Origin of the sequence: Paenibacillus sp. PastM-3, from assembly GCF_029893965.1 — a bacterium.
Taxonomy (GTDB): Bacteria; Bacillota; Bacilli; order Paenibacillales; family Paenibacillaceae; genus Paenibacillus_AQ.
Genome location: NZ_JARXXP010000015.1, coordinates 81,805 through 106,105, shown reverse-complemented (window position 1 = coordinate 106,105; position 24,301 = coordinate 81,805). Strand labels below are relative to the sequence as shown.

At 52.8% G+C, this 24,301-nt stretch carries 22 protein-coding genes and 1 other RNA gene; 4 read left to right on the top strand and 19 right to left on the bottom strand.

Features of this window, described 5'->3' with window-relative positions:
* Nucleotides 1–77: 77 nt before the first annotated feature.
* On the top strand, nt 78–1,205 hold the full coding sequence (locus tag M2108_RS20070) for a coiled-coil domain-containing protein (protein WP_277471116.1): 1,128 nt from the start codon (nt 78–80) through the stop codon (nt 1,203–1,205).
* Here the strand turns inward: M2108_RS20070 and M2108_RS20065 are convergent.
* Nucleotides 1,197–2,441, bottom strand: coding sequence for an ABC transporter substrate-binding protein (locus M2108_RS20065; RefSeq protein ID WP_277471117.1), 1,245 nt, complete (start codon nt 2,439–2,441; stop codon nt 1,197–1,199). The two genes, M2108_RS20070 and M2108_RS20065, sit on opposite strands and share 9 nt — an antisense overlap.
* A gap of 403 nt (nt 2,442–2,844) precedes the next feature.
* Nucleotides 2,845–4,176 carry a PhoH family protein gene (locus M2108_RS20060; RefSeq protein WP_277471118.1) on the bottom strand — a complete coding sequence of 444 codons (1,332 nt, stop codon included), beginning with the start codon at nt 4,174–4,176 and terminating at the stop codon, nt 2,845–2,847.
* A 104-nt stretch (nt 4,177–4,280) separates the two neighbouring features.
* Between M2108_RS20060 and M2108_RS20055 the strand changes: the two genes are divergently transcribed.
* Nucleotides 4,281–4,862, top strand: a complete 582-nt coding sequence (locus M2108_RS20055) for a YhcN/YlaJ family sporulation lipoprotein (protein WP_277471119.1) — start codon at nt 4,281–4,283, stop codon at nt 4,860–4,862.
* A 67-nt stretch (nt 4,863–4,929) separates the two neighbouring features.
* On the opposite strand, the gene M2108_RS20050 is transcribed toward M2108_RS20055, so the two are convergent.
* From M2108_RS20050 to M2108_RS19995, 12 genes are all read right to left on the bottom strand, one after another.
* Complete coding sequence (locus M2108_RS20050; RefSeq protein WP_221802382.1) at nt 4,930–5,385, bottom strand: PNPOx family protein; 456 nt, start codon at nt 5,383–5,385, stop codon at nt 4,930–4,932.
* 99 nt (nt 5,386–5,484) lie between these two features.
* Nucleotides 5,485–6,564, bottom strand: a complete 1,080-nt coding sequence (locus tag M2108_RS20045) for an LCP family protein (RefSeq protein WP_277471120.1) — start codon at nt 6,562–6,564, stop codon at nt 5,485–5,487.
* Between the two features lie 82 nt (nt 6,565–6,646).
* Nucleotides 6,647–6,943: a YlaH-like family protein gene (locus M2108_RS20040; protein WP_068726396.1), complete on the bottom strand. Its 297-nt coding sequence runs from the start codon at nt 6,941–6,943 to the stop codon at nt 6,647–6,649.
* A gap of 138 nt (nt 6,944–7,081) precedes the next feature.
* Nucleotides 7,082–8,926 (bottom strand): translational GTPase TypA, encoded by a 1,845-nt coding sequence (gene typA / locus M2108_RS20035; protein ID WP_277471121.1) that lies wholly within the window; start codon nt 8,924–8,926, stop codon nt 7,082–7,084.
* Nucleotides 8,927–9,131: 205 nt separating this feature from the next.
* Nucleotides 9,132–9,644 (bottom strand): hypothetical protein, encoded by a 513-nt coding sequence (locus M2108_RS20030; protein ID WP_277471122.1) that lies wholly within the window; start codon nt 9,642–9,644, stop codon nt 9,132–9,134.
* A gap of 185 nt (nt 9,645–9,829) precedes the next feature.
* Entirely contained in the window at nt 9,830–10,492 is a 663-nt protein-coding gene (locus M2108_RS20025; RefSeq protein ID WP_277471123.1) for a TerC family protein, read from the bottom strand.
* Between the two features lie 102 nt (nt 10,493–10,594).
* On the bottom strand, nt 10,595–11,881 hold the full coding sequence (gene thiI / locus M2108_RS20020) for a tRNA uracil 4-sulfurtransferase ThiI (RefSeq protein ID WP_277471124.1): 1,287 nt from the start codon (nt 11,879–11,881) through the stop codon (nt 10,595–10,597).
* 3 nt (nt 11,882–11,884) lie between these two features.
* Complete coding sequence (locus M2108_RS20015) at nt 11,885–13,036, bottom strand: cysteine desulfurase family protein (protein WP_277471125.1); 1,152 nt, start codon at nt 13,034–13,036, stop codon at nt 11,885–11,887.
* Nucleotides 13,037–13,202: 166 nt separating this feature from the next.
* Complete coding sequence (locus M2108_RS20010) at nt 13,203–13,910, bottom strand: lytic transglycosylase domain-containing protein (RefSeq protein WP_277471126.1); 708 nt, start codon at nt 13,908–13,910, stop codon at nt 13,203–13,205.
* A gap of 200 nt (nt 13,911–14,110) precedes the next feature.
* Nucleotides 14,111–14,518 (bottom strand): hypothetical protein, encoded by a 408-nt coding sequence (locus tag M2108_RS20005; protein ID WP_277471127.1) that lies wholly within the window; start codon nt 14,516–14,518, stop codon nt 14,111–14,113.
* 13 nt (nt 14,519–14,531) lie between these two features.
* Complete coding sequence (locus M2108_RS20000; RefSeq protein ID WP_277471128.1) at nt 14,532–14,756, bottom strand: DUF1540 domain-containing protein; 225 nt, start codon at nt 14,754–14,756, stop codon at nt 14,532–14,534.
* A 234-nt stretch (nt 14,757–14,990) separates the two neighbouring features.
* On the bottom strand, nt 14,991–15,488 hold the full coding sequence (locus M2108_RS19995) for a YpuI family protein (RefSeq protein WP_277471129.1): 498 nt from the start codon (nt 15,486–15,488) through the stop codon (nt 14,991–14,993).
* 439 nt (nt 15,489–15,927) lie between these two features.
* Here M2108_RS19995 and M2108_RS19990 point away from each other — a divergent pair, with 439 nt between their 5' ends.
* Nucleotides 15,928–17,826, top strand: a complete 1,899-nt coding sequence (locus tag M2108_RS19990) for a S8 family peptidase (RefSeq protein WP_277471130.1) — start codon at nt 15,928–15,930, stop codon at nt 17,824–17,826.
* A 43-nt stretch (nt 17,827–17,869) separates the two neighbouring features.
* On the opposite strand, the gene pdxR is transcribed toward M2108_RS19990, so the two are convergent.
* Nucleotides 17,870–19,315, bottom strand: a complete 1,446-nt coding sequence (gene pdxR / locus M2108_RS19985) for a MocR-like pyridoxine biosynthesis transcription factor PdxR (protein ID WP_277471131.1) — start codon at nt 19,313–19,315, stop codon at nt 17,870–17,872.
* Nucleotides 19,316–19,408: 93 nt separating this feature from the next.
* Between pdxR and M2108_RS19980 the strand changes: the two genes are divergently transcribed.
* Nucleotides 19,409–20,638 (top strand): aminotransferase-like domain-containing protein, encoded by a 1,230-nt coding sequence (locus tag M2108_RS19980; protein ID WP_277471132.1) that lies wholly within the window; start codon nt 19,409–19,411, stop codon nt 20,636–20,638.
* A 453-nt stretch (nt 20,639–21,091) separates the two neighbouring features.
* On the opposite strand, the gene rnpB is transcribed toward M2108_RS19980, so the two are convergent.
* The 4 genes from rnpB to M2108_RS19960 all read right to left on the bottom strand — a co-directional run bounded on the left by rnpB (nt 21,092) and on the right by M2108_RS19960 (nt 24,251).
* An RNA gene (rnpB, locus tag M2108_RS19975) (RNase P RNA component class A) lies at nt 21,092–21,500 on the bottom strand.
* A gap of 62 nt (nt 21,501–21,562) precedes the next feature.
* Complete coding sequence (locus M2108_RS19970) at nt 21,563–22,678, bottom strand: Nif3-like dinuclear metal center hexameric protein (protein ID WP_277471133.1); 1,116 nt, start codon at nt 22,676–22,678, stop codon at nt 21,563–21,565.
* Nucleotides 22,654–23,430, bottom strand: a complete 777-nt coding sequence (locus M2108_RS19965) for a tRNA (adenine(22)-N(1))-methyltransferase (protein ID WP_277471134.1) — start codon at nt 23,428–23,430, stop codon at nt 22,654–22,656. The genes M2108_RS19970 and M2108_RS19965 overlap by 25 nt, the downstream gene beginning before the upstream one ends.
* A complete protein-coding gene (locus tag M2108_RS19960; RefSeq protein ID WP_277471135.1) occupies nt 23,427–24,251 on the bottom strand; it encodes a hypothetical protein in 825 nt (274 codons plus the stop codon). The genes M2108_RS19965 and M2108_RS19960 overlap by 4 nt, the downstream gene beginning before the upstream one ends.
* Nucleotides 24,252–24,301: the final 50 nt, after the last annotated feature.

Genomic DNA, 24,301 nt, shown 5'->3' with positions numbered 1-24,301 from the left:
AACAGGGTATGATATTTTAACAGGACAACACATAGTATTAGTACATACCGGTCTATTCTGCAAAAGGTGGTGGTGTAGTGCTCTTCCGCAACAAATCAATCCGCAGGTTCGTCATTGTGATCATTCTTATACTGTTTACTATACTTCCGCCAGCGTCAACAGCCTATTTATCAGCAGGCGGTCCTTCGGGCGTCTCCCCGCCTTCCTTCCCGGATAATGAAGAGACGCGCAGACTGCTGGAGCAGACGCTGTCATCTGCTGAAATTGAAAAGGAAATCGCCCGCATTACTGCCCAGCAAGCCGATCTTGAGCGAAAAGCAGAAAAGCTGAAGACTGAGGCTGCTGTCAAGCAAACGGCTATAGCTGACCAGCAGGAGCGCGCAGGTGCCATAATCCGTTCATATTATACGGGGGAAAGGGACGGGCTGCTCGCCGCCGTTCTTTCTGCCAGAAGCATCAGCCGGGTACTTGCCCTGTATGATTATTATGAAATTATTATCAGGCGGGACCATGATATTCTAAGCGAGTATGAGGAGGATTATAAGGCTCTGAAGGCGACGCTGACGGCTGCAGAACGCAGTTCAAGGGAGCTTGCGGAGCTAAAAAGCGCACTGCAGGAGCAGAAAATCCGGGTCGCGGCGCTGAATGAGGAGATTGAGGGCGGCATTCGGGCCAGCAGTGATCCTGAAAGCATGAGTGCCCTTTTGAATGAGTTCACGAAATATTGGGAGAACATCGGACTGCATGAGGTAAAAATCTACTTCAAGGCACTGTCCTCGGCCATGAACCGGCTGCCCCAGTTTATCCAGGGCCGTGAGGGTGTCCTGACCCGCAAAGGTATGACTTATAACCTTACGCTGAAGGAAGAGGATTTGAATGCATTTCTGGTGTCACAGAATAAGCTGTTTAAAGATTTCGGCTTCCGGTTTAATGACGGCAGTGTTATCGCCACAGGCTCCAGCGGCAGTTTGACTCTGACCTTAACCGGCCACTACTCGATCCAGGAAGAACCCGTGAACGGTCTGATGTTCCACATTGATAACGTCGTGTTCAACGGACTTGAGCTCCCGGAATCGACGCGCCAGGATCTGGAGGATGAATTCGACCTTGGCTTCTATCCGGGCAAAATCGTCTCTTTCCTGCATGCGACTGAGGTAGAGAGTAAAGATGGCGTGCTCTATGTGAAGCTGGGCATTTCATTCTGATTCCAGGCCGATTGAGGACTTGTACCCTGCTGCATCAAGCTTGCCGGTCAGCAGCAGGGCAACGGCTGCGGAAACGGCATCCCAGCTGCCGCCCGACGGCTGCTCAGTGATCTCATCTTCCGTTAACAGCAGCTTTCCGTCAAACGGAAGACCCGCAATCTCCGGCAGACCTGAACGGTACAGCTCCTCCAGCGCCGGCAGTCGCCGTGTATTCTCCAGCCATTCCCTCTGTGCTGTAGGAGAAGTGATGTACGCCAGCCAGTTGACTGCAGTTTCCGGATGAGCTGAGCCCGCAGGGAGCGCAAAAAAACGGCTATGCTTCGCTTCATAACCTGCTCTTCCCGCCGTACCTCCCGGAGCTTTGGCGGACAGCGAAGCATTCCCGTGCAGCCTCCATTCGGATAGCGGAAGCGCAGCGAGTGCAAGTCTGCCGCTCTGGAGCATGTCCCACATCTCCGGATTAAACCGGCTGCTCAGATAAAAATAGCTGCGGGCAACTTGAACCCACTCCAGAACAGAAGTATAATCCCCGGTCATCCTATGCCCCATACTTTCCAGCAATGCAGAGAAGCCATATGGATTACGGCTGTCCATGGCCAGCAGGTACTGCTCTTTCCCGGGCTCTTTCTGCTGCTGTTCACGCAGCTGGTTCAGCAGCAGGCTCCATTCCTCCAGACTTGCCGGCGCCTCAGCAAAGCCCAGTTCAGCTAAGTGCTGCGGGGAATAGACCAGTACATAAGGATCTACGTCGAGCGGAATCCCCCAGTCGTAGCCGTTCCATTGCATCTGCGGAATGAGCACCGTCAGCGGTGCACTGCCCGGCACACTCTGGTAGACATCCACCGGCAGCAGATATCCCCGTGTCGCCAGGTCGCGGATATTCCGGCCATCGGTCATAATAATATCCGGGCTCTCCCCGGTTGTCAGCTCCCGTTTGAGGATCTCGGCATTTTCTTCATTGTCAGCATTGCTGATCAGCACCTGGATTCCAGTCGACAATGTATAGTTGCTGCTGATCCGCTGCAGCTCCTTCAGTTCCGCACCGCTCATGGACACACGGATATTCAGGCTGGTTACACTGTCCTTATCTCTTGAATCCGGCTGTTCCAACAGGCTCTGCGGCTGTCTTGGCGGATCCGTCCCTTCCGTGGTATCCAGCTCCATGCTCGGCGACAAGCTTGTCAGCGCCAGCAGCAGTACCGCGAACAGCAGCCAATAGTTTTTGCGTTTCAGCATGGTTCTGTCCTCCCGTCTTTTGATTCCTTCCCTATTTTACCAGATGTCGGCGCCTATGTCTTTGGGGCTTTGAAAACGTTCTCTTTCTATTATATATGTAGCGGGGCGGGGATGCTGAAAAGATTGCTGCCGCGACAGAAGGATACATTCCAAGAAAGCTTTGGACTTCCGGCCGCTGTTGTCTGCAGATTTCCAGATTATATACCGCTGTTCACGGTTGAAATCCGCAGACAAAGGCGGACGCTTCCGCTCCTCCAGTTCCAAACTTCCTTTCCATTCCTCTTATCGCGAAAACAATCTTAAACCCTCCTGCCCCGCAGTAGGCCGGGCAGGCAAAAAGCCGGGAGGAGAATCTCCCGGCTTTGTTTGCAGTCCCGGACTTTTGCCCGGGGGCTGCACGTATTTACAACAGATCCGCAGCCAGCTGGGCCAGGCGTGAACGCTCGCCTTTTTCCAGAGTGATATGGCCGCTGATGCCCTCCTGCTTGAATTTTTCAACAATGTAGCTGAGACCATTGCTTGCCGCATCCAAGTAAGGATGGTCAATCTGCTCGGGGTCGCCCATAAGGATGACCTTGCTTCCCTCGCCGGCACGGGAGACAATCGTCTTCACCTCATGGCGGGACAGATTCTGCGCCTCATCGATAATGATGAACTGCGACGGAATGGAACGTCCGCGGATATAGGTGAGCGCCTCGACCTGAATGCTGCCCAGGCCCATCAATATTTTATCGATATCACCGGCTTTTTTGGTATCGAACAGGAACTCCAGGTTATCGTAGATCGGCTGCATCCATGGACGGAGCTTCTCATCCTTCTCGCCGGGAAGATAGCCGATGTCCTTACCCATCGGAACCACAGGCCGGGCAATCAGCAGCTTTTTGTAGCGGTGCTCATCCTCCACCTTGAACAGTCCGGCTGCCAGAGCCAGCAGTGTCTTGCCTGTACCCGCCTTGCCGGTGATGGTAACGAGCGGGATATCCTCATTCAGCAGCAGTTCAAGCGCCATCCGCTGCTGGGCGTTGCGGGCGCTGATGCCCCAGACTGCGTCATTGCCGAGATAAAGCGGCTCAAGCCTGGACGCATCACTGTTCACTTTAAGCAGAGCCGACTTGCCGCTGCCGATTTCATCCTTCAGAATAACGAACTCATGCGGATACAGCTTGAAGGACAGGTTCAACTGCTTCACGGTCAAGGAACGGTTGCTGTAATATTCATCAATCAGCGACGGATGAACCAGCAGGGACTGATAACCAGTATATAGCTCGTTCAGGTCGCCGGTACGGTCGGACAGATAGTCCTCCGGCGTTATGCCAAGCACATCCGCTTTGATGCGGACGAGCACGTCTTTACTTACGAGTACCACAGGGCGCGGTTCAGCTTTTTCGTTCTCCTCGAGGAGATAATTAAGCGCTACAGCCAATATCCGGTTGTCGTTGGAGACCTCCCCGAACATCTCCTGTACCTTTACGAAGCTGCGGTGGTTCAGTTCCACCTTCAGCGTGCCTCCATGCTCCAGCTCCACCCCGCTATGCAGGTGGCCCAGCTCACGGAGTCCGTCTAACAAGCGTGACACTGTTCGGGCGTTGCGGCCGATTTCGTCGGCGTTGCGCTTCTTGGAGTCGATTTCTTCCAGAACTACAGCCGGAATGACTACTTCATTCTCCTTAAACGCAAAGATCGAATTGGGGTCGTGCAAGAGCACGTTAGTGTCTAGTACAAATATCTTTTTCATGATATCCCCTCCACAGCGCCTGGTTTGATTGATCATACATAACTCTTTTCAGCAAGGGCAACATAAGGTAAAGTACTGATTTTTGACTGAAAGGAGTATTTCATATGAGAAAATCAATGTGTCTGTTGCTGGTACTGCTGCTGCTGACAAGCTGCGGTATCGCCAATAAAGAGTCATCACCCTCTCCTCAGAGTAAACAATCGCCTGAAGTGTTAAGCAGCCAGGGGGAGCATGGAGTGCAGCAGCTGTCTGATGACAACACTGCCGCCCTCGATAACAACAGGGGGTCCGGAACAGGACAACCTTATGACGTTCAGGACAACAGTGATGTTGCACTGAAGGATCATTTTGAGCAATTGGCCAAAAGAGTCCCTGGAGTAAACGGAGCCCACTGTGTCGTCATGAACAATGTGGCCGTAGTCGGCATTGATGTAGACGGATCACTTGAACGCTCACGGGTCGGAACCATTAAATATTCGGTAGCCGAGGCAATCCGCAAGGACCCCCGCGGGGTAAAAGCACTGGTCACGGCCGATATGGATCTTTCAGGCCGGCTGAATGACATGAGCCGCCATATCTCAAAAGGTAACCCGGTTTCCGGATTTGCCTCCGAAATGGCAGATATTATCGGCCGGATCATCCCTCAGCTGCCTGAAGATACGAAGCCTCAAAGCAAAAATCAATAAAGGCTCTGCCGCTGATCACTCCCTTATATTGGTATACCGGGTAGACAAAAAAAGCCTAGTGAGCGTATCACTGGGCCTTTTGCATGGCGGCAAACACTTGTCCGTCCAGCTTCTCAGCTGCACGTGCATCGTATACCTTTGCATATTTCGGGGCGGACTCAAGCTGTGCGCCATAGAAAAGCGCATTGCGGACCGCTTCAATTTCAACATCAAAACAGCACATCTTAAAAGGCACATCGGGGAGCGGATCCAGCTTCACTGCAGCGCGCCCGTTAATGGCATGAACGGTCCCTTCGCCGAAAACCGTAATGGTCACCAGCGGGTTAACCTTCATGTTGTTCACCAGCCTCGACCGGTGGTCAATCGCAAGACGTACGACAGAAGGACTCACGGCATAGACCCAGGAAATGGCTGTAGACGTTGGGCCTCCGGATTCAGCATCCACCGTATTAAGAAGAACAAAGGTTTCGGATTGCAGCATCGATAGCAGGGATTCATTGAGCTGAGCAACGGCTTCGGACATAAGTACAGGCCCCCTATGCGGCAAATGTGCATTCAATTTATTATATTATAGCACACGCGTAAACTTGCATTCAATTTAGAGATGTTTTCATGAAGCAGCTCAAGGTGTTTCAGAGGCAGCTGCTGAACCTGCAAGTGTTGCCTGAAGGCTTTGTTTGGCGTTCTCCAGCTCCTTATCGTTAATATACACATACGGGCTGCGCCAAGTTCCTGTTACCGGCACAAAAGCAATATTCTCTTTGGAAATCTTCCAATAGGTAGCAATCATGCTTTTTATCTGCTCATTCTCAATATCGGTTTCCAGGTTTTTGCCGACAGCATCCATTACATTGCCGATTTTGAGCACACCGCCAAGTGACTGCATCTGCCCGACCAGCGCGTTCAGCACCTCATTCTGGCGCTTGTTGCGGTCAAAGTCATCCGAGCCTTCCGTTTTCGGGCTGCAGTTGGACTTGCGGTACCGCACATAATCAAGCGCGTCATCCCCGTTCAGCTGTGCCGGACCTTTTTTGAGATTAATATCGGTTCCGTCTACACTGTCCGTATAGCACATATCGGCGCTGATATTCACATCCACCCCGCCCAGCTCATCCACAATATCCCGAAAGCCCTGGAAATCAAGGACAGTGACATAATCGATATCAACGTCCAGGTATTTGCCCATCATCGTCTTCATCTCATCTTCGGCTGATATGCCGGAAGTGTCCTCTTTGGCTTTAAATCTTGCATAATAGGCATTAATCTTGTTCTTCTTATAACCGCTGAGCTCCACATACGTATCACGCGGCAGTGAAACGACCGTTGCCGATTTCGTATCCGGGTTCAGCGCAGCCACCATAATGACATCCGTCAGATTGGAGGGATGCTTAGGACGGTTATCGGTTCCCAGCAGCAGCATGGTCAGCGGCTTCGCAGAAGCAAGCTGTCCGCTGTCTACCGGCTGATCGGTACCAAAGCCGCCCTTCTCGAATTTGTAGTACAGGTATCCGGCATACCCCAGTCCGGCAAGCACGGCAATCAGCACCAGCATCAGCAGCATTCTGGTCAGCCTTGCAAAAAAGCTGCGCTTTTTACCTTTTTTCTTCTTCGTTTTGGTCTGCGGGGCCGTACGGTTCTGTTGTCCTCTGCCTCCCTGTGGTCCGTTTGATCTTGGAGGAAGGCTTCCCTTGCTATTACTCATAATGGAATAAAGTCCTTTTCAGTTCACATAGATTTTGGTTCAAGCTACAAGCTTAGACGAAAACCGGAAGCAAAAGTTGCGTTTACCGGTGTTTGTCCGCCGCAGCAGCCTTCCGTCTCTGCCGGGCTTCCACCAGATAGCGGACCCGCACCAGCAGCATAAGCCCTACTGCAACCAGCAGGCACTGGATAATCGGCAGCTTGTCATGCTGAAAGATCAGCAGCATACCGGAGCCGAGCGCCATCATCAGATACAGTACAATCTCCTTGCCGATTGACAGCTTCTGATTGACACGGAAGACACGGTTATACACATACGTCAGCAGAACAAAAATGACGATATAAGCGACTATCGGATGATCAGCGAACCAGCTCTGCACAGCCCGTCACTCCTCCCGGAAATAGATGTCGCATCCATTATATCACTCCTGCCGTCATTAATCCTTAAATTTAAGCAAAGCACCGCAGGACACAAAAAAACCGCCGGATTCAACATCCGGCGGCTTATGGCTGTCAGCTTAAGCCTGGCTTGCTTGAGCCTGCTTACGCTGCTTCTCTGCACGCTCGCGCTCACCCTTGTTAAGGATCTTCTTACGCAGACGTACGGATTTAGGCGTGATTTCACAATATTCATCATCATTCAGGTACTCAAGTGCACCTTCCAGTGAGAACATACGCGGAGTTTTCATTTTTACCGTTTCATCCTTGGTAGCAGAACGCACGTTAGTCAGTGCTTTCTCTTTACAGATGTTAACGATAATGTCGTTATCACGGGTGTGTTCACCAACGATCATACCTTCGTAGATGTCAGTACCCGGCTCCAGGAACAGAATTCCGCGGTCTTCAACACCCATCATGCCGTAGAATGTAGTTGTTCCGGTTTCGCTGGATACCAGTACACCCTGATGACGTCCGCCAACCTGGCCGCCGATCAGCGGGGCATAGCTGTCGAACGCATGGTTCATTACGCCATAACCGCGTGTCAGCGTCAGGAAGTGTGTATTGTAACCGATCAGTCCGCGTGCCGGAATCAGGAATTCCAGACGTACCTGGCCGGTACCGTTGTTGATCATGTTCACCATTTCAGCTTTGCGTGTTCCAAGGCTCTCCATAACAGCGCCCATGCTCTCTTCAGGAACATCAATAAGCAGTCGCTCAAGCGGCTCCATCTTGGCTCCGTCGATTTCCTTCACGATAACTTCAGGCTTGGAAACCTGCAGCTCATAGCCTTCACGGCGCATATTCTCGATCAGGATACCCAGGTGAAGCTCACCACGGCCGGATACGATAAAGGCGTCAGGGCTATCTGTTTCGTCTACACGCAAGCTGACATCTGTTTCAAGCTCTTTGAACAGACGCTCGCGCAGTTTACGGGAAGTTACCCATTTTCCTTCTTTACCTGCAAACGGGCTGTTGTTCACGAGGAACGTCATTTGCATAGTAGGCTCATCAATCTTCAGAACCGGCAATGCCTCAGGGTTAGCCGGATCAGCAATTGTTTCACCAATGTTGATGTCCTTGATCCCGGCAATTGCGACGATATCGCCTGCACCGGCTTCTTCGGTTTCAACACGCTTCAGTCCCTGGAAGCCAAACAGCTTCTCAATACGGGCGGTTTTGCTCTTACCGTCACGCATAATTACCGTTACTGACTGGCCTTGTTTGATTACGCCGCGGTTAACGCGTCCGACAGCAATACGGCCCAGATATTCGTTGTAGTCCATCAGTGTCACCAGGAATTGCAGCGGCTCGTCAACTTTTTCAGTTGGAGAAGGGATGTACTCAGTAATGGTGTCATAAAGTGCCTGCATGTTGTCATCCTGCTTCTCAGGATCAAGGCTCGATGTACCGTTAAGCGCGGAAGCATACACAACCGGGAATTCCAGCTGATCGTCATTAGCTTCAAGCTCAATAAACAGATCAAGCACTTCATCAATAACTTCCTTAGGACGGGCAGCCGGACGGTCAATCTTGTTCACGACAACGATTGGAGTCAGGTTCTGCTCCAGCGCTTTGCGCAGGACAAACTTCGTCTGCGGCATGCAGCCTTCATAAGCATCAACTACGAGCAGTACGCCGTCAACCATTTTCATAATCCGTTCCACTTCGCCGCCGAAGTCAGCATGGCCCGGGGTATCTACGATGTTGATCAGGAATTCTTTATAGGTTATGGCAGTATTTTTGGCAAGGATGGTAATTCCGCGTTCCCGCTCCAGATCGTTGGAGTCCATTGCACGTTCCTGAAGGGTTTCGTGGGCGCTGAAAATACCGGATTGCTGCAGCAGCTGATCGACAAGCGTTGTTTTACCATGGTCAACGTGGGCAATAATCGCGATATTGCGGATTTCTGTTCTTGAATGCATGATTTGTATCCAAATCCTCTCATTTATCAAATTAAAAATGTTTAAATTCTTAGCATGTCACGGCAATCTCACAAAAGAAGCGCCTGGCAGAAAGCCGACGCTCCAACATTTCTTAATTCTATAGTGAAAGCACCATGAAAAGCAAGTCTTTTTATGAAAAAACGATTTCCAGCTCCGTGTAAATTTTCTAGTTCTTATAGCCGCTTTACCAGCCGCCGTTCCACTTTTGCCGGCTTCCCCGTTTTTTGCGGCCAGACATCAGCCAGATTCCCGCAGCTACCAGCACAATACCAAGCAGATATAGCGCACCCGTACCGATCATGCTGAACACCAGCAGAACAACGCTCAGTGCCCCGAGAATGACAGCAAAAGCTGTGAGACCTCCCGACCTTGCCGGGGAATAAAAGGCATATTCATACAGGCCGACAGCAACACCAAGCAGCAGCACCGGCCACAGATGGCGCATATAACCCCAGCCCCAGGTATTACAGAAGCCGAACAGCAGGCCGTAAACCGTCAGAATGCCTGCCGGAACCAGCACAACTGCCGAAGCCCTTTTGCTGAAAAAAAGCACATGCAGGAACAGGCCTGGAATCAGAATTACGAGCGGCCATAAAGCCCGTCCGAGAAATCCGAATACCCCCAGCTTTCCCAATAAAATAATAAGGCCGGCGGCGGCAATGAATATCCCCAGTTTCATGTCTTTATTTGATGACATTATTCATCTATCCCTTCATCGTTCACTTCTTTCGCTGGATTTCTTTTATATTTTAGCTGAAACTGCCATAAAACGCCATCATTCTGCAGTTATTTCTCTTTGAAAATGGCACCTTCCTGCAGAGCGGCAAAAAGGCTGCACCGGAGCTTTTCAGCTTCCGGCACAGCCCTCATTATTACCGCTTCTTAACTGGCTGATACCAGCCGTTTCCTGAATGCGCCTGTCAGGATAACAATGATGCCCAGGGCCATCGGCAGGAAGCTGTGATAGGAAGGCAGGAAGAACGAGATCACGAGCCCGAACTTGGCATCCTGCAGCAGCATATCCCCCGCCGTATGGGCAAGTATGAATGCGCCGATATAGATAAGAATTGGAAAACGGTGCAGCCAGCCTACAATAATACCGCTTCCCCACACGACAATCGGAATACTGAGCATGATGCCGATAACAATCAGGGCAAGATCCCCTTTGGCAACTCCGGCAATGGCCAGAACATTGTCAAGGCTCATGACGAAGTCGGCCAGCAGAATGGTGCGGATGGATCTCCACACGCTCGAGCCCTCATCACGGACCGTAACCTCATCCTCTTCCTCCAGCAGCAGCTTGAACGCAATCCACAGCAGCAGAATTCCTCCGCCGGCTTGAATATACGGGATCTGGAGCAGCAGCACTGCGGCAAAGGTCAGCACACACCGCAGGACCACTGCACCTGCCGCCCCCCACCAGACCGCCAGTTTCCGGTGCTTCTCCGGCAGGTTTTTGCTGGCCATCGCAATTACCATCGCGTTGTCCCCGCTCAGCACTAGGTTGATCATCAGTATTTCACCAAGCAGAACTATCGAATCCATACGTTTCTTACCTCCCCGGGCTACATGTATTACATGTATGTCCACAGCGGGTAAGCTATGCTTCCTGTCCAATTATTTATCAGGATCAGGCATAAGCTGACCTTAGAACCATTCCTCCTGCAGCCCGGACTGGGCGGGCACCAGATCTTGCGGCTTCTCTTCACCGTACGGTGTAATGGTAATCGTCTCCGTGCCTGCGACCGCCTCATCCAGCCGGGCAGAATATCCGGGCAGAGTCGCTTCAATTTTTTCAATGATCCGCAGATTCGGGTTGGTTGTGGGCGATTTCGGAACAAACAAGGTGCAGCAATCCTCATAAGGCAGAATCGACAGTTCGTACGTTCCGATCCTCTGGGAAAGCTCCACAATTTCACTTTTATCCATCATCACCAGCGGGCGGAGCAGCGGAAGCGCAGTGGCGCGGCCTATGACGTTCATGCTGGACAAGGTCTGGCTGGCCACCTGCCCCAGGCTGTCTCCCGTAACGACAGCAAGCGCACCTTCCCGCTCAGCCAGCCGGGTGGTAATTCTCAGCATCGCCCGGCGCATCAGCGTAATGATCAGGTTATCCTGCCCGATTCCGGTAAAAGAGGTTTGCACCTCCGTAAACGGTACCAGGTGCAGCTTGATTACACCTGCATAACGCGACAGCACACGCGCCAGATCAACAACCTTTTGGCGGGCAAGCTCACTTGTATAAGGGTAGCTGTAGAAATGGACACACTCCACTTCAAGCCCCCGGCGCATGGATGACCAGGCTGCTACCGGGCTGTCGATGCCGCCGGACAGAAGCAGCATCGCCTTCCCGTTCGTACCCAGTGGAAATCCGCCTACCCCTTCAATCTGGTCGCAAAAAATATAAGTAGATCCCTCGCGGATCTCCAGCTTAAGCTCAAGCTCAGGCGACTTTACATCGACCAGCAGCCCCGGGTAACCCTGCAGCAGCGGGGTGGATATCAGCTTATTCATCTCAATCGAGCCATGCGGGAACTCTTTCCACACACGGCGCGCGTTAACCTTAAAGGTTGTCCCCTGTGGCGGGGCGATGATCTCCAGGAACCTCCGGCTGGCTGCCAGAATATCGTCAAATTCCGAACGTGAAACCTTGACCGGGCTGATTGAAGCGATGCCGAATACATTCCTTAGCGCCTCCGCCAGCTCACTTGCGGGCTCACCGTTCAGCGTCACATAAATCCGCCCGAATTCCTTGCTAAGCACAGCTTTCGGATAGGGCTTTACCATTTCCTTGACATGGCGCAGCACGGTCTTCTCGAACCGGTTGCGGTTCTTGCCCTTCAGCGTAAACTCCCCGAAGCGCAGCAGCAGCATATCGGCATATTCAATACTGCTTCCGCGGCCTGCCGCGGCTTCAGTCCTATACTCTCTCATTAATCAGTCCCTGCCTCTCTCGACAATCTTCAAAGCTTGTACAGCGGATAGCAGCGCCTGCTCCAAGGCCTCAATATCCGCCTGCGTATGAACATCCCCCAGACTGATGCGCACACCGCCAAGCGCTGCTGCGGCATCCCTGCCCATGGCCAGCAGAATCCGGCTGGGTTCAGCCAGCCTGGAGGAACAGGCGGAGCGGGTAGAAACAGTCATCCCCAGCTCCTCCAGCTTGCGGGCCATCACCTCTCCATTTACGGCCGGATAGGAAAAATGCACAATATGCGGCGCTCCGTCCCTGCTGCTGTTCACTGTAAACTCGGGAACTCCCGACAAAAACGCCAGCAGCCGGTCCCGCAGCGGTGTAATCTGCTTATTATAGGCTTCCCTGTTTTCTTCTCCCATACGGACCGCCTTGGCAGAAGCGACGATCGCAGCTACGTTCTCCGTGCCTGCCCGGCCCCCCTGCTCCTGCGACCCGCCGGTAAGAAGCGGGAACAGCGCAACGCCTTCCCGCACATAAAGAATACCTACACCGCGAGGACCACGGAGTTTATGGGCAGACAGGCTGTACAGATCTGCCTGCCACTCCTTCAGCTCCGTGGCCAGCTTTCCGAAGCCCTGTACACCGTCCACATGAAACAGCGTACGGTGATTGGCTGCCTTGACCAGCTGGCCGATATCTTTAAGTCGCTGCACCGCGCCAGTCTCATTGTTGACATGCATGACGCTGACCAGCACCGTATCCCGCCGGACTGCTGCAGCAATTCCGGCCGGATCTACCACTCCCGTGGAGTCAGGTGCCACAAACGTCACCTCCCAACCCAGGGACTGCAGCTGCTGGCAGCTCTCATATACCGAAGGGTGCTCGATCTGCGTGGTAACAATATGGCGTCCCCTGCCCTGATATTGCAGGGCTGCACCTTTAACCGCCAGGTTATTGCTCTCCGTTGCTCCTGATGTGAACAGGATTTCATGAGGCGCTGCACCAAGCGCGGCAGCACATACCTCTCTGGAGCGTGCAAGCAGCCGTTCCGCTTCTCTCCCTGCACGGTGCAGCGAGGAAGGGTTGGCATAATGCAGCCTCATAATCTGCCCCATCGTCTGGACTACTTCCTCATACGGCGGAGTTGCTGCGGCATAATCCCAGTACAGCATATATTTAAGTTCTCCTTTATCTGTTAACTAATCAGGATTAAACAATGATCCCATCAAGACTTATAGAATACCTTATTGTATAGTCCATATAAAGTCCGGGCCGAAAAAAAAGACCAAACGGTCATGTCCCGCTGCAGAGGTGCGGGTACACCGTTTGATCTTGTTATTATAGCGTGTATTCGGCGCGGGCGCGTTCTATTTTGGTAATATAGGCCTGGGTTTCTTTGGGAAGAAGGCTCAGCTTCTGCATCAGCTCTTCGTCATTGCTGACGCCAAGCTTGTTCACCCGTCCGGGCCCGGCATTATATGCAGCGAGTGCCATCTTCTCTTCCCCGTCATAACGCTTCAGCTGATAAGATAAGTAGCGCACACCGCCGTCGATATTCTGGGCCGGATCGAACGGATCCGATACGCCAAGCCCGCTGGCTGTTCCATCCATCAGCTGCATCAGCCCTTTGGCTCCCGCCGACGAAACCACATTCGGATTAAACGAGGATTCCGTATCGATCACTGCCTTGATCAGGTCAACCGGTACTCCGTATTTTACACTTGCCGTCTGAATCAGCTCTTCGTAATCTGTCGGTACACTCTCCAAGGTTCCTCCGGCTATGCTGCCGTAACCGACGTTTGCTGCACCAAGCTGCTGCCAGATCAGGCTGCTCATCGCTGTACTGTCTGCAAGTGTAGCCACTCCCGTAAGACTGCTCTCATCCGCAGGCTGTGCAGAGAGCTGCTGCAGGACAGCGGCGAACTCAGCTCTGGACGAGCTCTGGGCTTCAGCCGCGCCTGTTCCGGCTGGCAGTCCGCTGCTTGAACGCAGGTTCACCCACTTCAGCTGCCCAAGCCCGCTTGCTGATGCTGGATCGATACTCATTTTTTGTACATCCTTCTTTCTGGTTTAATCTTTATATAAATATCCTGGTAGGAAGAAGCTCTATTTAAAATTTGAGATACGACTTTATTTTACAATTCATTCATCATAAATGCTATATATCGCCAAGAAAAAACAGACTTCCGACCCTTATAGATAGGTCTAAAAGCCTGTTTCGTTCCTGCTTTTTCTTGTTCCCGGCATTACCTGGCAAAGGGTATCATTACAAAATAACTTAATGTTGACACGATCCCCAGTCCCATCGCCCAGGCCCCCGCCGTTTTCTGCCCGCGGGAGTAGGCACTGTAACCAAGCACAACCGCTACGGGTCCGGCAATAATCGACCAGATGAATAATGAAACGATCCCGAACCCGAGAGCGATATAGCCCATGGTTGCGCTGTCGTTATGCTCGCCCTCGCTCTGACGGACCTCCGGTTCCTTACTGCCGCCGGTTCCCGGTTGGCGAACCAGAGGCGGACTCACCTCGGCAGCATATTCCTCACGGTGTGCCGGGTCGCGTCTGGGATAATCCACACGGCTGCGCGGACGCAGGATCACTTTTCTCCGCCGTGACGGGTCAGGCTTTGTTTCTTCATCTTGAGTGTCCATCGGCCATCCCCCTTTACTTGCCCGGCTTAAAGGTCAGACAGCAGGTAGCGGATGAAGTGCCCGCATGGTCATGATGATTGCCGCGGCTTGTCATCTCTTCGGCGAATTCTTCCTTGAAGGCGCTGCCCGCATGCTTGTCAATTTCAATTACGATCACTTCAGCCCGGCATACATTTTGCGAACCCCAATAATGGCAATTGCTGACGCTGCATCTTACAAGCGGTTTGGCGTTTGACATGATTATCATCACCTCGGTATCATTATGTCCCTGCTCCTGAGTCTGTATGCGGATAGCGAATGCCACCTGCTGGTGGAGCAGGCAATGTAAAGCTTCAAAACAACCATGCGCCGTTCAGGTTACGCTGCGGATGACCGATGTGACACAGCAAAAAAAGACCGTACCAGCCATATGCCATGGCAAGCACGATCCCTTGAACAATTGTACGCTATGAAGCTAACGGTCCAGTACAGGCTATACCTGATTCTGCATCCGTTTTTCGGTCAGATAATCGTTCTCGTAGTAGCTGAGATCATCCCGCAGCTCTTCATACACCTTGGTAATTTCCATAATAATGTCGCGCGCCGGACGGACCGGCTTTTTGCGGAAGCGGATGGCGTCCTGGCCTGTGTAGGCGTAGCGTCCATCTTCGGAATAGCTTTCATTTTTTGGATAAAAGAAGTTATTCACTCCGTAATGATATACGTTGTAAAGCGCCTTTTGCGCGAAATCCTGATCAAACGTGGCACGGCGCAGCGCAACACCGAGCTTCTCGTAAGACATTTCGGAGAAGACCAGCAGATGGCGGAGATCGGACAGAAAGCCTTGATAAAATGCTGCTGTTTCCTCATCCTCTTCCGTTACCAGCTGAGGCAGCGCATGGGTGTTCAGGAATAGTTCCATTTTTCCGATTACGGATTTTAGTTTTTCTCTCGTCGTTTCACATAGTTTCTGCACATTTGCTTCTGACATGGCGGTTGCTCCCCCTTATTAGTCCTTGCTCTAAGTGTTGGTAAAGACAGGTATTGCCAGGAATACTTGATCTCATCCCGGCCTCAAAAAGACGGTGCAAACGGTTTATTTCTTGAAAACAGTATAACAAAAATTTGATTCGATTGATACGCGGCCTTGGACCGCTCCTTAGCGGATGATTTTGTTGCAATATCAAGAAGCTGGACTGGCTGTTTAATCATTTTGATATTATAACAAAATCTTCATCGATGCACCTCAGGGGGGACCGGACCGCTCCTTAGCGGATGATTTTGTTGCAATATCAAGAAGCTGGACTGGCTGTTTAATCATTTTGATATTATCACAAAAACAGGGGACACGGTACCCTTTTCTGCGATGCATAAAAGCGGCGTTCTCTTCTAAACCTACAGCTATACGATACCTAGAAGGAGCGGAGAATATGTCCCGAAAAAATCTAACTGTCGCCGGCCTGATGACCGCTGCATTCACCGTGATCCTGCTTGCTTTTCTGCTTCGACCCACTGAGGAAACAAAGCTGAAGCAGGCTGCCCTTCCCGCTGTTCCGGGTCCCCCGCAGGAGAAAACAATGAAAAAAACCTCTCTTGTGCAGGATGTCAGCGCTACCGACCGCCTGAACCGGACCGATGTCGGCAGACACCTGCGTACAATGCTCGCCGAAACGCATGGTGCTGCCCCGCGGGATATATCAGCATATGCCAAGCGCCTGCAGCGGGGACACAGGCATATCACCATGCTGATGTGGATTGACTACAAGAATCACAAGACAAGCACCTTCAAATCTTCGCTGCCGGAAGGAACCGAACAGGAAAATAAACAGCTGCTGAACTACCTCAATATGGCAAAATCAGCGATCAAAGGCCACCAGTCGTATGAATCACCTTCCTTTATTATCGGAGGCAAAACATATTATTTTATGGCCCAGCGTGACGAGGAAGGCCGTATCGGTGTAATCGCCTTAATCAGCCAGAACATTCTGGATCGTGTTGCCGATCACCAGCTCAAGAACCTGCGTCTGATCCCTTATCCTAAGGAAGGCAAATACCGGGTAGAATCGGTCCATGCCGATACCCTCAAGGATATCACGGTCAAAACAGGCCATGACAACGAGAATGCCAGCCATTTTTACGAAAATGAAATTGTCGTCCGCTTCAAAAACGGCCACCCTACCCCCGGCCAGCTTCAGACGATAACTGCTGATATCCGCTGCAAGCAGCCGCGCAAACTGGGATATGCTTATATTTTCCGCTCGGACAAAATGAACTACTCCCAGCTCAAAACATACTTTGCGAACAAATGGAGTCCCGAATATACAGAGCCCCACTATATGTATTTAACCAATGATACCTCTTACGAAAATACAGGCACAGGCGCCGTTACACCGAATGATCTGCTGTTCTCCACCTACCAGTGGAACCTTCCCGCTATTGAAACGGAGCAGGGCTGGAATCTATCCAAGGGCAGCAATGAAGTGATCGTCGCTGTTGTGGACACGGGAGTTCAAGCCGCCCATCCTGATCTGCAGGGCCAGCTGCTGGCCGGATACAACGCCATTACCAGCGGGTCTGCACCGGATGATGATGTAGGGCATGGAACGCATGTGGCCGGGATTATCGGGGCTATAACCAACAACGAGGAAGGTGTGGCCGGCATCAGCTGGTACAACAAAATCCTTCCGGTAAAAGCGCTCGACAACTCCGGTGCGGGTACCACCTATTCCGTTGCCGAAGGCATCATCTGGGCTGCCGATAACGGGGCAAAGGTCATTAACCTCAGCCTTGGCAACTATGCTGATTCGCAGTTTTTGCATGATGCGATTAAATATGCTTATGACCGGGATGTCGTCATCGTCTCTGCATCAGGCAATGACAACACGGAGCGGCCCGGCTATCCCGCGGCTTATGAAGAAGTGCTGGCTGTAGCCGCAACCAACTCTGCCGGGGAAAGAGCTTCTTTTTCCAATTACGGGGATTATATTGATGTCGCCGCTCCGGGCGAGAGCATAGCCAGCACTTATCCGGATAACCAGTATGCCGCCCTCTCGGGTACGTCCATGGCCAGTCCGCATGTAGCTGCGCTTGCCGGGCTCATCCGTTCGCTCAATCCCGCCTTGACCAACAAGGAGGTTATGGAGCTGATGACCGCAAATGCCGTTGATCTGGGCGAGGCCGGTCATGACAAGTATTACGGCTGGGGCCAGGTTGATATCTACAAGACCCTGCGGGCCGCAGGGGGCAGTGAAGTGCCGCTGCAGCTGTTTCCGCAGCATGTAGGGCAGCAGCTGAAGAGTATGCGCGAACATTCGGATGCTGTCCATTGACAATGGAATAGCATTGCAGCCCAGGCTTGCTGGTGTACGCGGCTTATGTCAGGCGGTCTGTATCCAGATGATCTGTCAGCAGCTGCAGGAACAGTCTGAGCCCCTCTTCCATGTCCGCTGCCTTCATCTGTGAATAGCAGAGGCGGATATGCCGGGAAGGAACCTCGCCGGAGTAGCAGACATCGCCAGGAAGAAAAGAAATTCCCTCCTGTTCTGCCCGTTCATGCAGCTTCCCTATTCCTTGTGCATCCGGCAGCTGCAGCCACAGGTTCAGCCCGCCTTCCGGCACAGTCCAGGTGACTCCCGGAGGGGCATATCGTTTCAGCAGCTTCACCGCTGCCTCCATACGCCCACGCAGTGCCGTGCGCAGCTGCTTCGTGTAAGCATCATACCTGCGGGTGATAAACGGCAGGACCGCCCGCTGGTTCAGCAGCGGACTGCCGAGATCGCTCGCCGACTTGGCAGCGATCAGTCTGGACAGGATATTGCCTCCGGCGACTACGCAGGCGATCCGGCAGCCCGGTGCGATAACTTTGCTGAAGCTTTTCATATAGACCACATGGCCTTCCTCATCCATTGATTTGATCGGCGGCGGGGGCGGCTTATGAAAATAGAGATCGCTGAACGGATCATCCTCGACAATCAGGCAGCGGTAGCTTCTGGCCAGTTCCAGCAGCCGCTGTCTTCTTGTCATGCTCATCGTTACACCGCTCGGATTCTGGAAGGTAGGGTTGGTATAGATGAGCTTTGGGGGACGCTTGTCGCAGAGTCTGGTAAGCACATCGATCCTCATTCCCTCATTGTCCATCGGGACAAAGATCATCTCCGCTCCGCGTCCCGCAAATACATCAATGGCCCCGGTATAGCTGGGTGCCTCCAGATATACGGTATCTCCGGGACCGACAAAGGTGCGGGCAACAAGATCAATCCCCTGCTGGGAACCGCTCGTAATCATCACATCGGAGGACTGCACCTCTACTCCGCGGCTGTTCAGATGCTTGCACATGACTTCACGCAGCTCGGCATCACCCTGAAAATTTCCGTAGGAAGCCATCAGCTCGGGCTGGCCGGTTACCAGCGACGACATCGTAGCCCCGATAAATTGCAGCGGCAAAAGCTCGCTGTGAATCGCTGCAAGATGAAAGGGATATTGTACGGCAGAATAATTAAAATTGCGCCACAGCTGGGCCCGCGGCAAAAAATCGTCATACCCGTCCTGCCAGCCGCTTCCCGCCTCTAACGGGGTGAGCGGCCTCCGGGCGACGAAGCAGCCTTTTCCCTGGCTGCAGATGATATGGCCATGACTTTCCAGCTCCTCGTAGGCTTTGCTTACCGTGACCTGGCTGACCTTCAGCGAGGAGGCCAGACCGCGTACTGAAGGAAGACGTATCCCCGGCTGCAGCAGTCCGGAGGTGATACGCTGGGCCAGCGTATCGCTGATCTGCTGCGGCAGAGACTTGCTGCTCCCGCGGTTTAAATCAATGTGCATCCGACCTTCCTCCCAACTGTTATATTCACCGCTTTACTGTTATACCGCTCTGCCGTTATGATACAACAAAATTCAACTGCGGGGAGATTTTTTATGAAGATACAATATGCTGAAATGACGAACCATCTCGGTTCATCAGCCGTTCGCGATATTCTCAAGGTTACACAGGGCAAGGACATTATCTCGCTGGCCGGCGGGCTGCCCGGAGAAGAGCTGTTTCCGCTGGAAGCAGTGCGGGATGCTTATAACCGTTCACTTTCCGGCAGCGCCTCAGCGCTGCAGTACGGGCTTACCGAGGGCTATACTCCACTGCGCGAGGCGGTAGCCGCAAGACTTACACGCCAGGGTATTCCGGTTCAGGCCGGTGATATGCTGCTCACCACAGGCTCGCAGCAGGCAATCGATCTGTTCTGCAAGGTACTGCTCGATCCGGGAGATAAGGTGCTGGTTGAAGCGCCGACTTATCTTGCTGCCCTGCAGGTACTGAACTCTTACCGGGCAGATATCATCACTGTGGATAGCGATGAATTCGGCATGCTGCCGGAGCATCTGGAGGAGCAGCTCAAACTGCACCGTCCCAAGGTGCTCTATACCGTCCCCACCTTCAACAATCCTTCCGGCGGAAGCTGGAGCAAGGAACGCCGTGAGCGGACCGTTGAATTATGCCGCCGGTACAATGTGCTGATCCTGGAGGATAATCCTTACGGCGAGATCACATTTGATGATGCCCCCGGCGCCTATGCTCCTTCTATGGCAGCCATCGACAGAAGCTCCGGCGAAGAACCGTGTGTGGTGTATACCGGAACCTTTTCCAAAATCGTGGCACCTGCCCTGCGTACCGGCTGGATTATCGGTCCCCCCGAGCTGATCAAGAACATCGCCAAGGCCAAGCAGGCCGCTGATCTTCATTCCAGCGCCATCGACCAGCGGGCGCTTCATGAATTGCTTCAGCACTTTGACATCGATGCCCATATCCGGCTCATCTCGCGGGAATATCATTCCCGGATGAAGCTGCTGGCCGGGGAGCTCAGCGGAGAACGCTGGCAGGGCGCCAGCTTCCGTGAGCCGCGCGGCGGAATGTTCCTGTGGCTGGAGTTGCCTGCTGGTATAGATACGGCCAAGCTGCTGCCTTTTGCGGTAGAGCAGGGCGTTGCCTTCGTTCCGGGCGAGGTGTTCTATGCAGCCAAGCCGCTAAAAAATGCCATGCGCCTGAACTTTACCCACACGCCGCCTGAGCTGCTGCCGGTCGCTGTGCGGCGTTTGGAAGCGGCGCTGGAGAACTACGGGCAGACGTTGGCCGGGGTAGTCGACACGCTCGTATAGCAGGCAGGGAGGCGCTGCTTCCGTGTACGCAAGGCTGACCGGAGGTAAGCAAGTCCCTGCGGCACTCATATGGGGCTGCTCAAGCCGGAATGAAGCGCTTGGCAGGCCAAATGGCCATTTGGCCGCGCAGGGCCAATTCAAGGGCACTTTTGCCCACTCACCTGAGTGCCAGCCCCCGCAACTTGCCGCAATTACCGCGATCCCCTCGTTACATTCATTCCCTCTATTTCTCTTTCCGCCTATTACCCATTCTGTTTATTCCATCAGTCCATTCCACTTCGCCTAATTTACTCAAGAGAAGTTAATTTCAATTACACACTCTTACCCACACTATGCCCATACGCTTGTCCTCCCCCCCGGAATACTAAAAAAGCGGCCCTCCAAAGGAGGGCCGCTATCTTGCCGTATATAAGCTTCGTAATCGAGCTGTATCCGTTACAACTGGTTGTCAGTTAGGAAAGTTTGCCGTAAGCCGGGTTCTGTGCTCGTCGTGGTTCATACGGGAACTACCCTCCCACCATAAGCGACAATCATCTATCTAGGCCGTACATTACTGCACGGCTCCAGCGACCAACCTAGACACGCCTCAGGCGAAGGCTGCCCTTCCGGTAAAGGAAGTGCTGTGTCTCATTAGGTCTTGCTCCAGATGGGGTTTACCAGGAACGAAGTCACCAGCGTTCCTCGGGGTCTCTTACACCTCGGTTCCATCCTTGCCTGTGCCGCCCGAAAGCGGCCATCGGCGGTCCATTTCTGTGGCACTATCCTTCGGCTCGCGCCGACTGGACGTTATCCAGCACCCTGCCTTGTGGAGCCCGGACTTTCCTCCCGCGGCTAAGCCGCCGGCGATTGTCTGTCAAACTTCCCGAACAACATTGTATATTATACAGACTTGCATCAGCCTGCACAAGTGCAAATAAAGGGATTCTAGATGAATCTGAATGGCTCAGTCCCGATTTCCGAAGCATAGACCGCCGTATCGTATTTATGCTCGGTCAGCTTGCCGCTCATCCACTCTGCTACCTTGACCTTCATAATCTTCTCGGCATTATGGCCCGGGTCGATCAGCGTAATACCGGCCAGAGCAGCATCCTGCGCAGTATGGTAGTCAATATCCCCAGTCACCAGCACATCAGCCCCTTTAAAAATAGCGCTGTTATAATACTTGGCCCCGGAGCCGCCCATTACCGCCGCTTTACGGATTTTGCGGTTCAAGTCGCCGACGACCCGGACATGCTCCACGTCCAGTCCCTTTTTGACCGTTTCAATGAATTCGCCGAGTGTCACCGGCTCCTTAAGCTTGCCTACCCGGCCCAAACCGAAGCTGCGGCCTTTGAGATCCATGGAGTAGAGGTCGTAAGCAACCTCTTCATAGGGATGTGCCTTTAGCATCGCCTGGACTACCTTATTCCGCACAGACAAAGGCACAATCGTTTCGATGCGGATTTCTTCGGCCCGTTCCATTTTCCCGGCTTCTCCAATGAACGGATCCGAGCCCTCACGCGGCACGAACGTGCCGTAGCCCTCAATGTTGAAGCTGCAGTGACTGTAATTGCCGATCCAGCCGGCACCTGCGTTCAGGATCGCATCCAGTACCTTCTGATGGTGATCTTTAGGCACAAACACTACCAGCTTGGACAGCTGATCCGTGTGAATGTCTTTGATCGGTGCACCATTTTCAATACCCAGCGCTTCAGCCATCCAGTCATTCATTCCGCCTTCAGCCACATCAAGATTGGTATGGCTGATATAGACGGCAATATCGTTCTTGATCAGCTTCTCATAGAGCTTGCCCATGGGAGTATCGGTCTGAATGCCTTTAATCGGCCGGAAAATAATCGCATGATGCGCAATGATCAGGTTGCAGCCCTTGGCAATCGCTTCGTCCACAATCTCATCGTTCACATCAAGCGCAACCAGCACACCGGTAATTTCCTTCTGCAGGCTGCCAAGCTGCAGGCCCACATTGTCCCATTCCTCGGCCAGATGCTTCGGGGCAAGCTGCTCCATGTAGCTGATTACAGTCTGTCCTTTGGCAAACATTCCAGCACCTCCGAAATTTTCTTGATCTGCGTCCGGATAGCAGTCCGCTTCTCTTCTGCCGATTCCAGCTCAGAACGGGACAGTGAAGACAGTATCCCTTCCAGCTTGGCGATCTCCCCCTGCCATTTGGCAAAGAACACCGCATTCGGCCTCTCCAGCAGCCAAGGCCCCATCTGCACCAGCAGCTCAGTACTCAGAACGACACCGCCCGGCAGCACCCGCTCAAGATAAAGCTGCTCATTCGTCAGCCCGAAAGCCTGTCCTTCAGGCAGCGCAGTAAGCACTTCATACGTTTTGCCGTCTTCTTCGAGAATATGCTCGGTGGTGACTACCCAGCCGTTATTCAGCAACCAGCGGCGCAGAATATCCTCACCTACGTTCGGCTGCAGCGCCAGGGTCTTAACACCCTCCAGCTTACCGAGCACCCGGCCGCGTTCAAGAATAGCGGCGATCAGCGATCCGCCCATGCCGGCGATTGTAATACAGTCCGCTTCACCGGGTTCCAGCACTTCCAGGCCGTCACCTCGGCGGACGGCTATTTTTGCGCCTAATCCGGCTTCTGCAACGCCTTTGCGCGCCGCATCATACGGACCGGGATTTACTTCACCAGCAATTGCAGAGACAGCTTTGCCGCTCTCGACAGCAGCTACCGGAAGCAGTGCATGATCAGAGCCGATATCGGCAAGTCTGCTTCCCTCCGGCACCTGTTCCAGCAGAAGCTGCAGCCGGTCTGATAATTTTACTTTGTTCATGATGCCACCCACGTTATCCATTTTTTTCGGAAAATAAACAGCAGAGCCAGCCCCGCCGCTATCTTCACAATCAGTAACAGCGAAACCCAATCCGGAAAGCCCTGTCTAAGCCACAGCGCATCGACCTCCGGCATTAACCACAGTGAAACCCCGACTCCCAGATAGACCCCTGACACGCCGCTGACCTTGTGATAGAGCAGCCAGCTTAACCACACCATAAGCACACAGAGCGGGAGCCAGAGCAGCTCCAGCTCCAGCATGGATGCTTCCGGACGCATCTGGCCGGAGAATCCGGCATAGAGCAGTGCCCAAAAAGCAATCCCGCAGTAGTGGAGCAGCCCGATTCGAAGAGTGAATCCGAGCACACTCCAGAGCAGCCCGCAGCCGGCAATCAGCACAGGCTGCCAGAAATCAGGATCAAGACCATGCAGCGCAATCATCCACAGGCCAAAACCCATTGTCAGCACGCTGCCGACCCCGGCCAGCAGAAGACTGATCGTCTGGTTCCGGTCCCGGTAAATAGCTGAATAACCGTAACAGACGACCAGTACACAGAGTGCCGTTGCAAGTTGCAAAGGCCAGGAAAAAACGCTAAAATAAAGACTAATCATGAAAATCAAGGAAATTATTCCAAAACCAAACAACCAAATTTTGATGCTTCCCTGCTGCAGATTTTGCAAGGACACCGGATTACTGTCTTTGATTTTGTCTTCATCATTATAAAGGTTTGTCAAGAAATCACAGTATTGCTCCGGCAGCAGCTTGCTTCTTCTCCAGTATTGAATCTCTTTGATAATGGTCTCACGTTTTTCCAGATTCAACGTCTGATCCCTCATTTCCCCATGGGGCTTAGGCTCTTTTTAAGCGCAAA

Bases quoted from the DNA above. Each gene is read 5' to 3' on its own strand.
- M2108_RS20015 (WP_277471125.1), bottom strand. From the start codon at position 13,036: ATGCTGTACTGGGATTATGCCGCAGCAACTCCGCCGTATGAGGAAGTA.
- M2108_RS19990 (WP_277471130.1), top strand. From the start codon at position 15,928: ATGTCCCGAAAAAATCTAACTGTCGCCGGCCTGATGACCGCTGCATTC.
- M2108_RS20050 (WP_221802382.1), bottom strand. From the start codon at position 5,385: ATGTCCGAAGCCGTTGCTCAGCTCAATGAATCCCTGCTATCGATGCTG.
- M2108_RS19980 (WP_277471132.1), top strand. From the start codon at position 19,409: ATGAAGATACAATATGCTGAAATGACGAACCATCTCGGTTCATCAGCC.
- thiI (WP_277471124.1), bottom strand. From the start codon at position 11,881: ATGAGAGAGTATAGGACTGAAGCCGCGGCAGGCCGCGGAAGCAGTATT.
- M2108_RS20000 (WP_277471128.1), bottom strand. From the start codon at position 14,756: ATGTCAAACGCCAAACCGCTTGTAAGATGCAGCGTCAGCAATTGCCAT.
- M2108_RS20005 (WP_277471127.1), bottom strand. From the start codon at position 14,518: ATGGACACTCAAGATGAAGAAACAAAGCCTGACCCGTCACGGCGGAGA.
- M2108_RS20060 (WP_277471118.1), bottom strand. From the start codon at position 4,176: ATGAAAAAGATATTTGTACTAGACACTAACGTGCTCTTGCACGACCCC.
- typA (WP_277471121.1), bottom strand. From the start codon at position 8,926: ATGCATTCAAGAACAGAAATCCGCAATATCGCGATTATTGCCCACGTT.
- M2108_RS20045 (WP_277471120.1), bottom strand. From the start codon at position 6,564: ATGAGTAATAGCAAGGGAAGCCTTCCTCCAAGATCAAACGGACCACAG.
- M2108_RS19995 (WP_277471129.1), bottom strand. From the start codon at position 15,488: ATGTCAGAAGCAAATGTGCAGAAACTATGTGAAACGACGAGAGAAAAA.
- M2108_RS20025 (WP_277471123.1), bottom strand. From the start codon at position 10,492: ATGGATTCGATAGTTCTGCTTGGTGAAATACTGATGATCAACCTAGTG.
- M2108_RS19965 (WP_277471134.1), bottom strand. From the start codon at position 23,430: ATGAACAAAGTAAAATTATCAGACCGGCTGCAGCTTCTGCTGGAACAG.
- M2108_RS20030 (WP_277471122.1), bottom strand. From the start codon at position 9,644: ATGTCATCAAATAAAGACATGAAACTGGGGATATTCATTGCCGCCGCC.
- M2108_RS20055 (WP_277471119.1), top strand. From the start codon at position 4,281: ATGAGAAAATCAATGTGTCTGTTGCTGGTACTGCTGCTGCTGACAAGC.
- M2108_RS20010 (WP_277471126.1), bottom strand. From the start codon at position 13,910: ATGAGTATCGATCCAGCATCAGCAAGCGGGCTTGGGCAGCTGAAGTGG.
- pdxR (WP_277471131.1), bottom strand. From the start codon at position 19,315: ATGCACATTGATTTAAACCGCGGGAGCAGCAAGTCTCTGCCGCAGCAG.
- M2108_RS19970 (WP_277471133.1), bottom strand. From the start codon at position 22,678: ATGTTTGCCAAAGGACAGACTGTAATCAGCTACATGGAGCAGCTTGCC.
- M2108_RS20065 (WP_277471117.1), bottom strand. From the start codon at position 2,441: ATGCTGAAACGCAAAAACTATTGGCTGCTGTTCGCGGTACTGCTGCTG.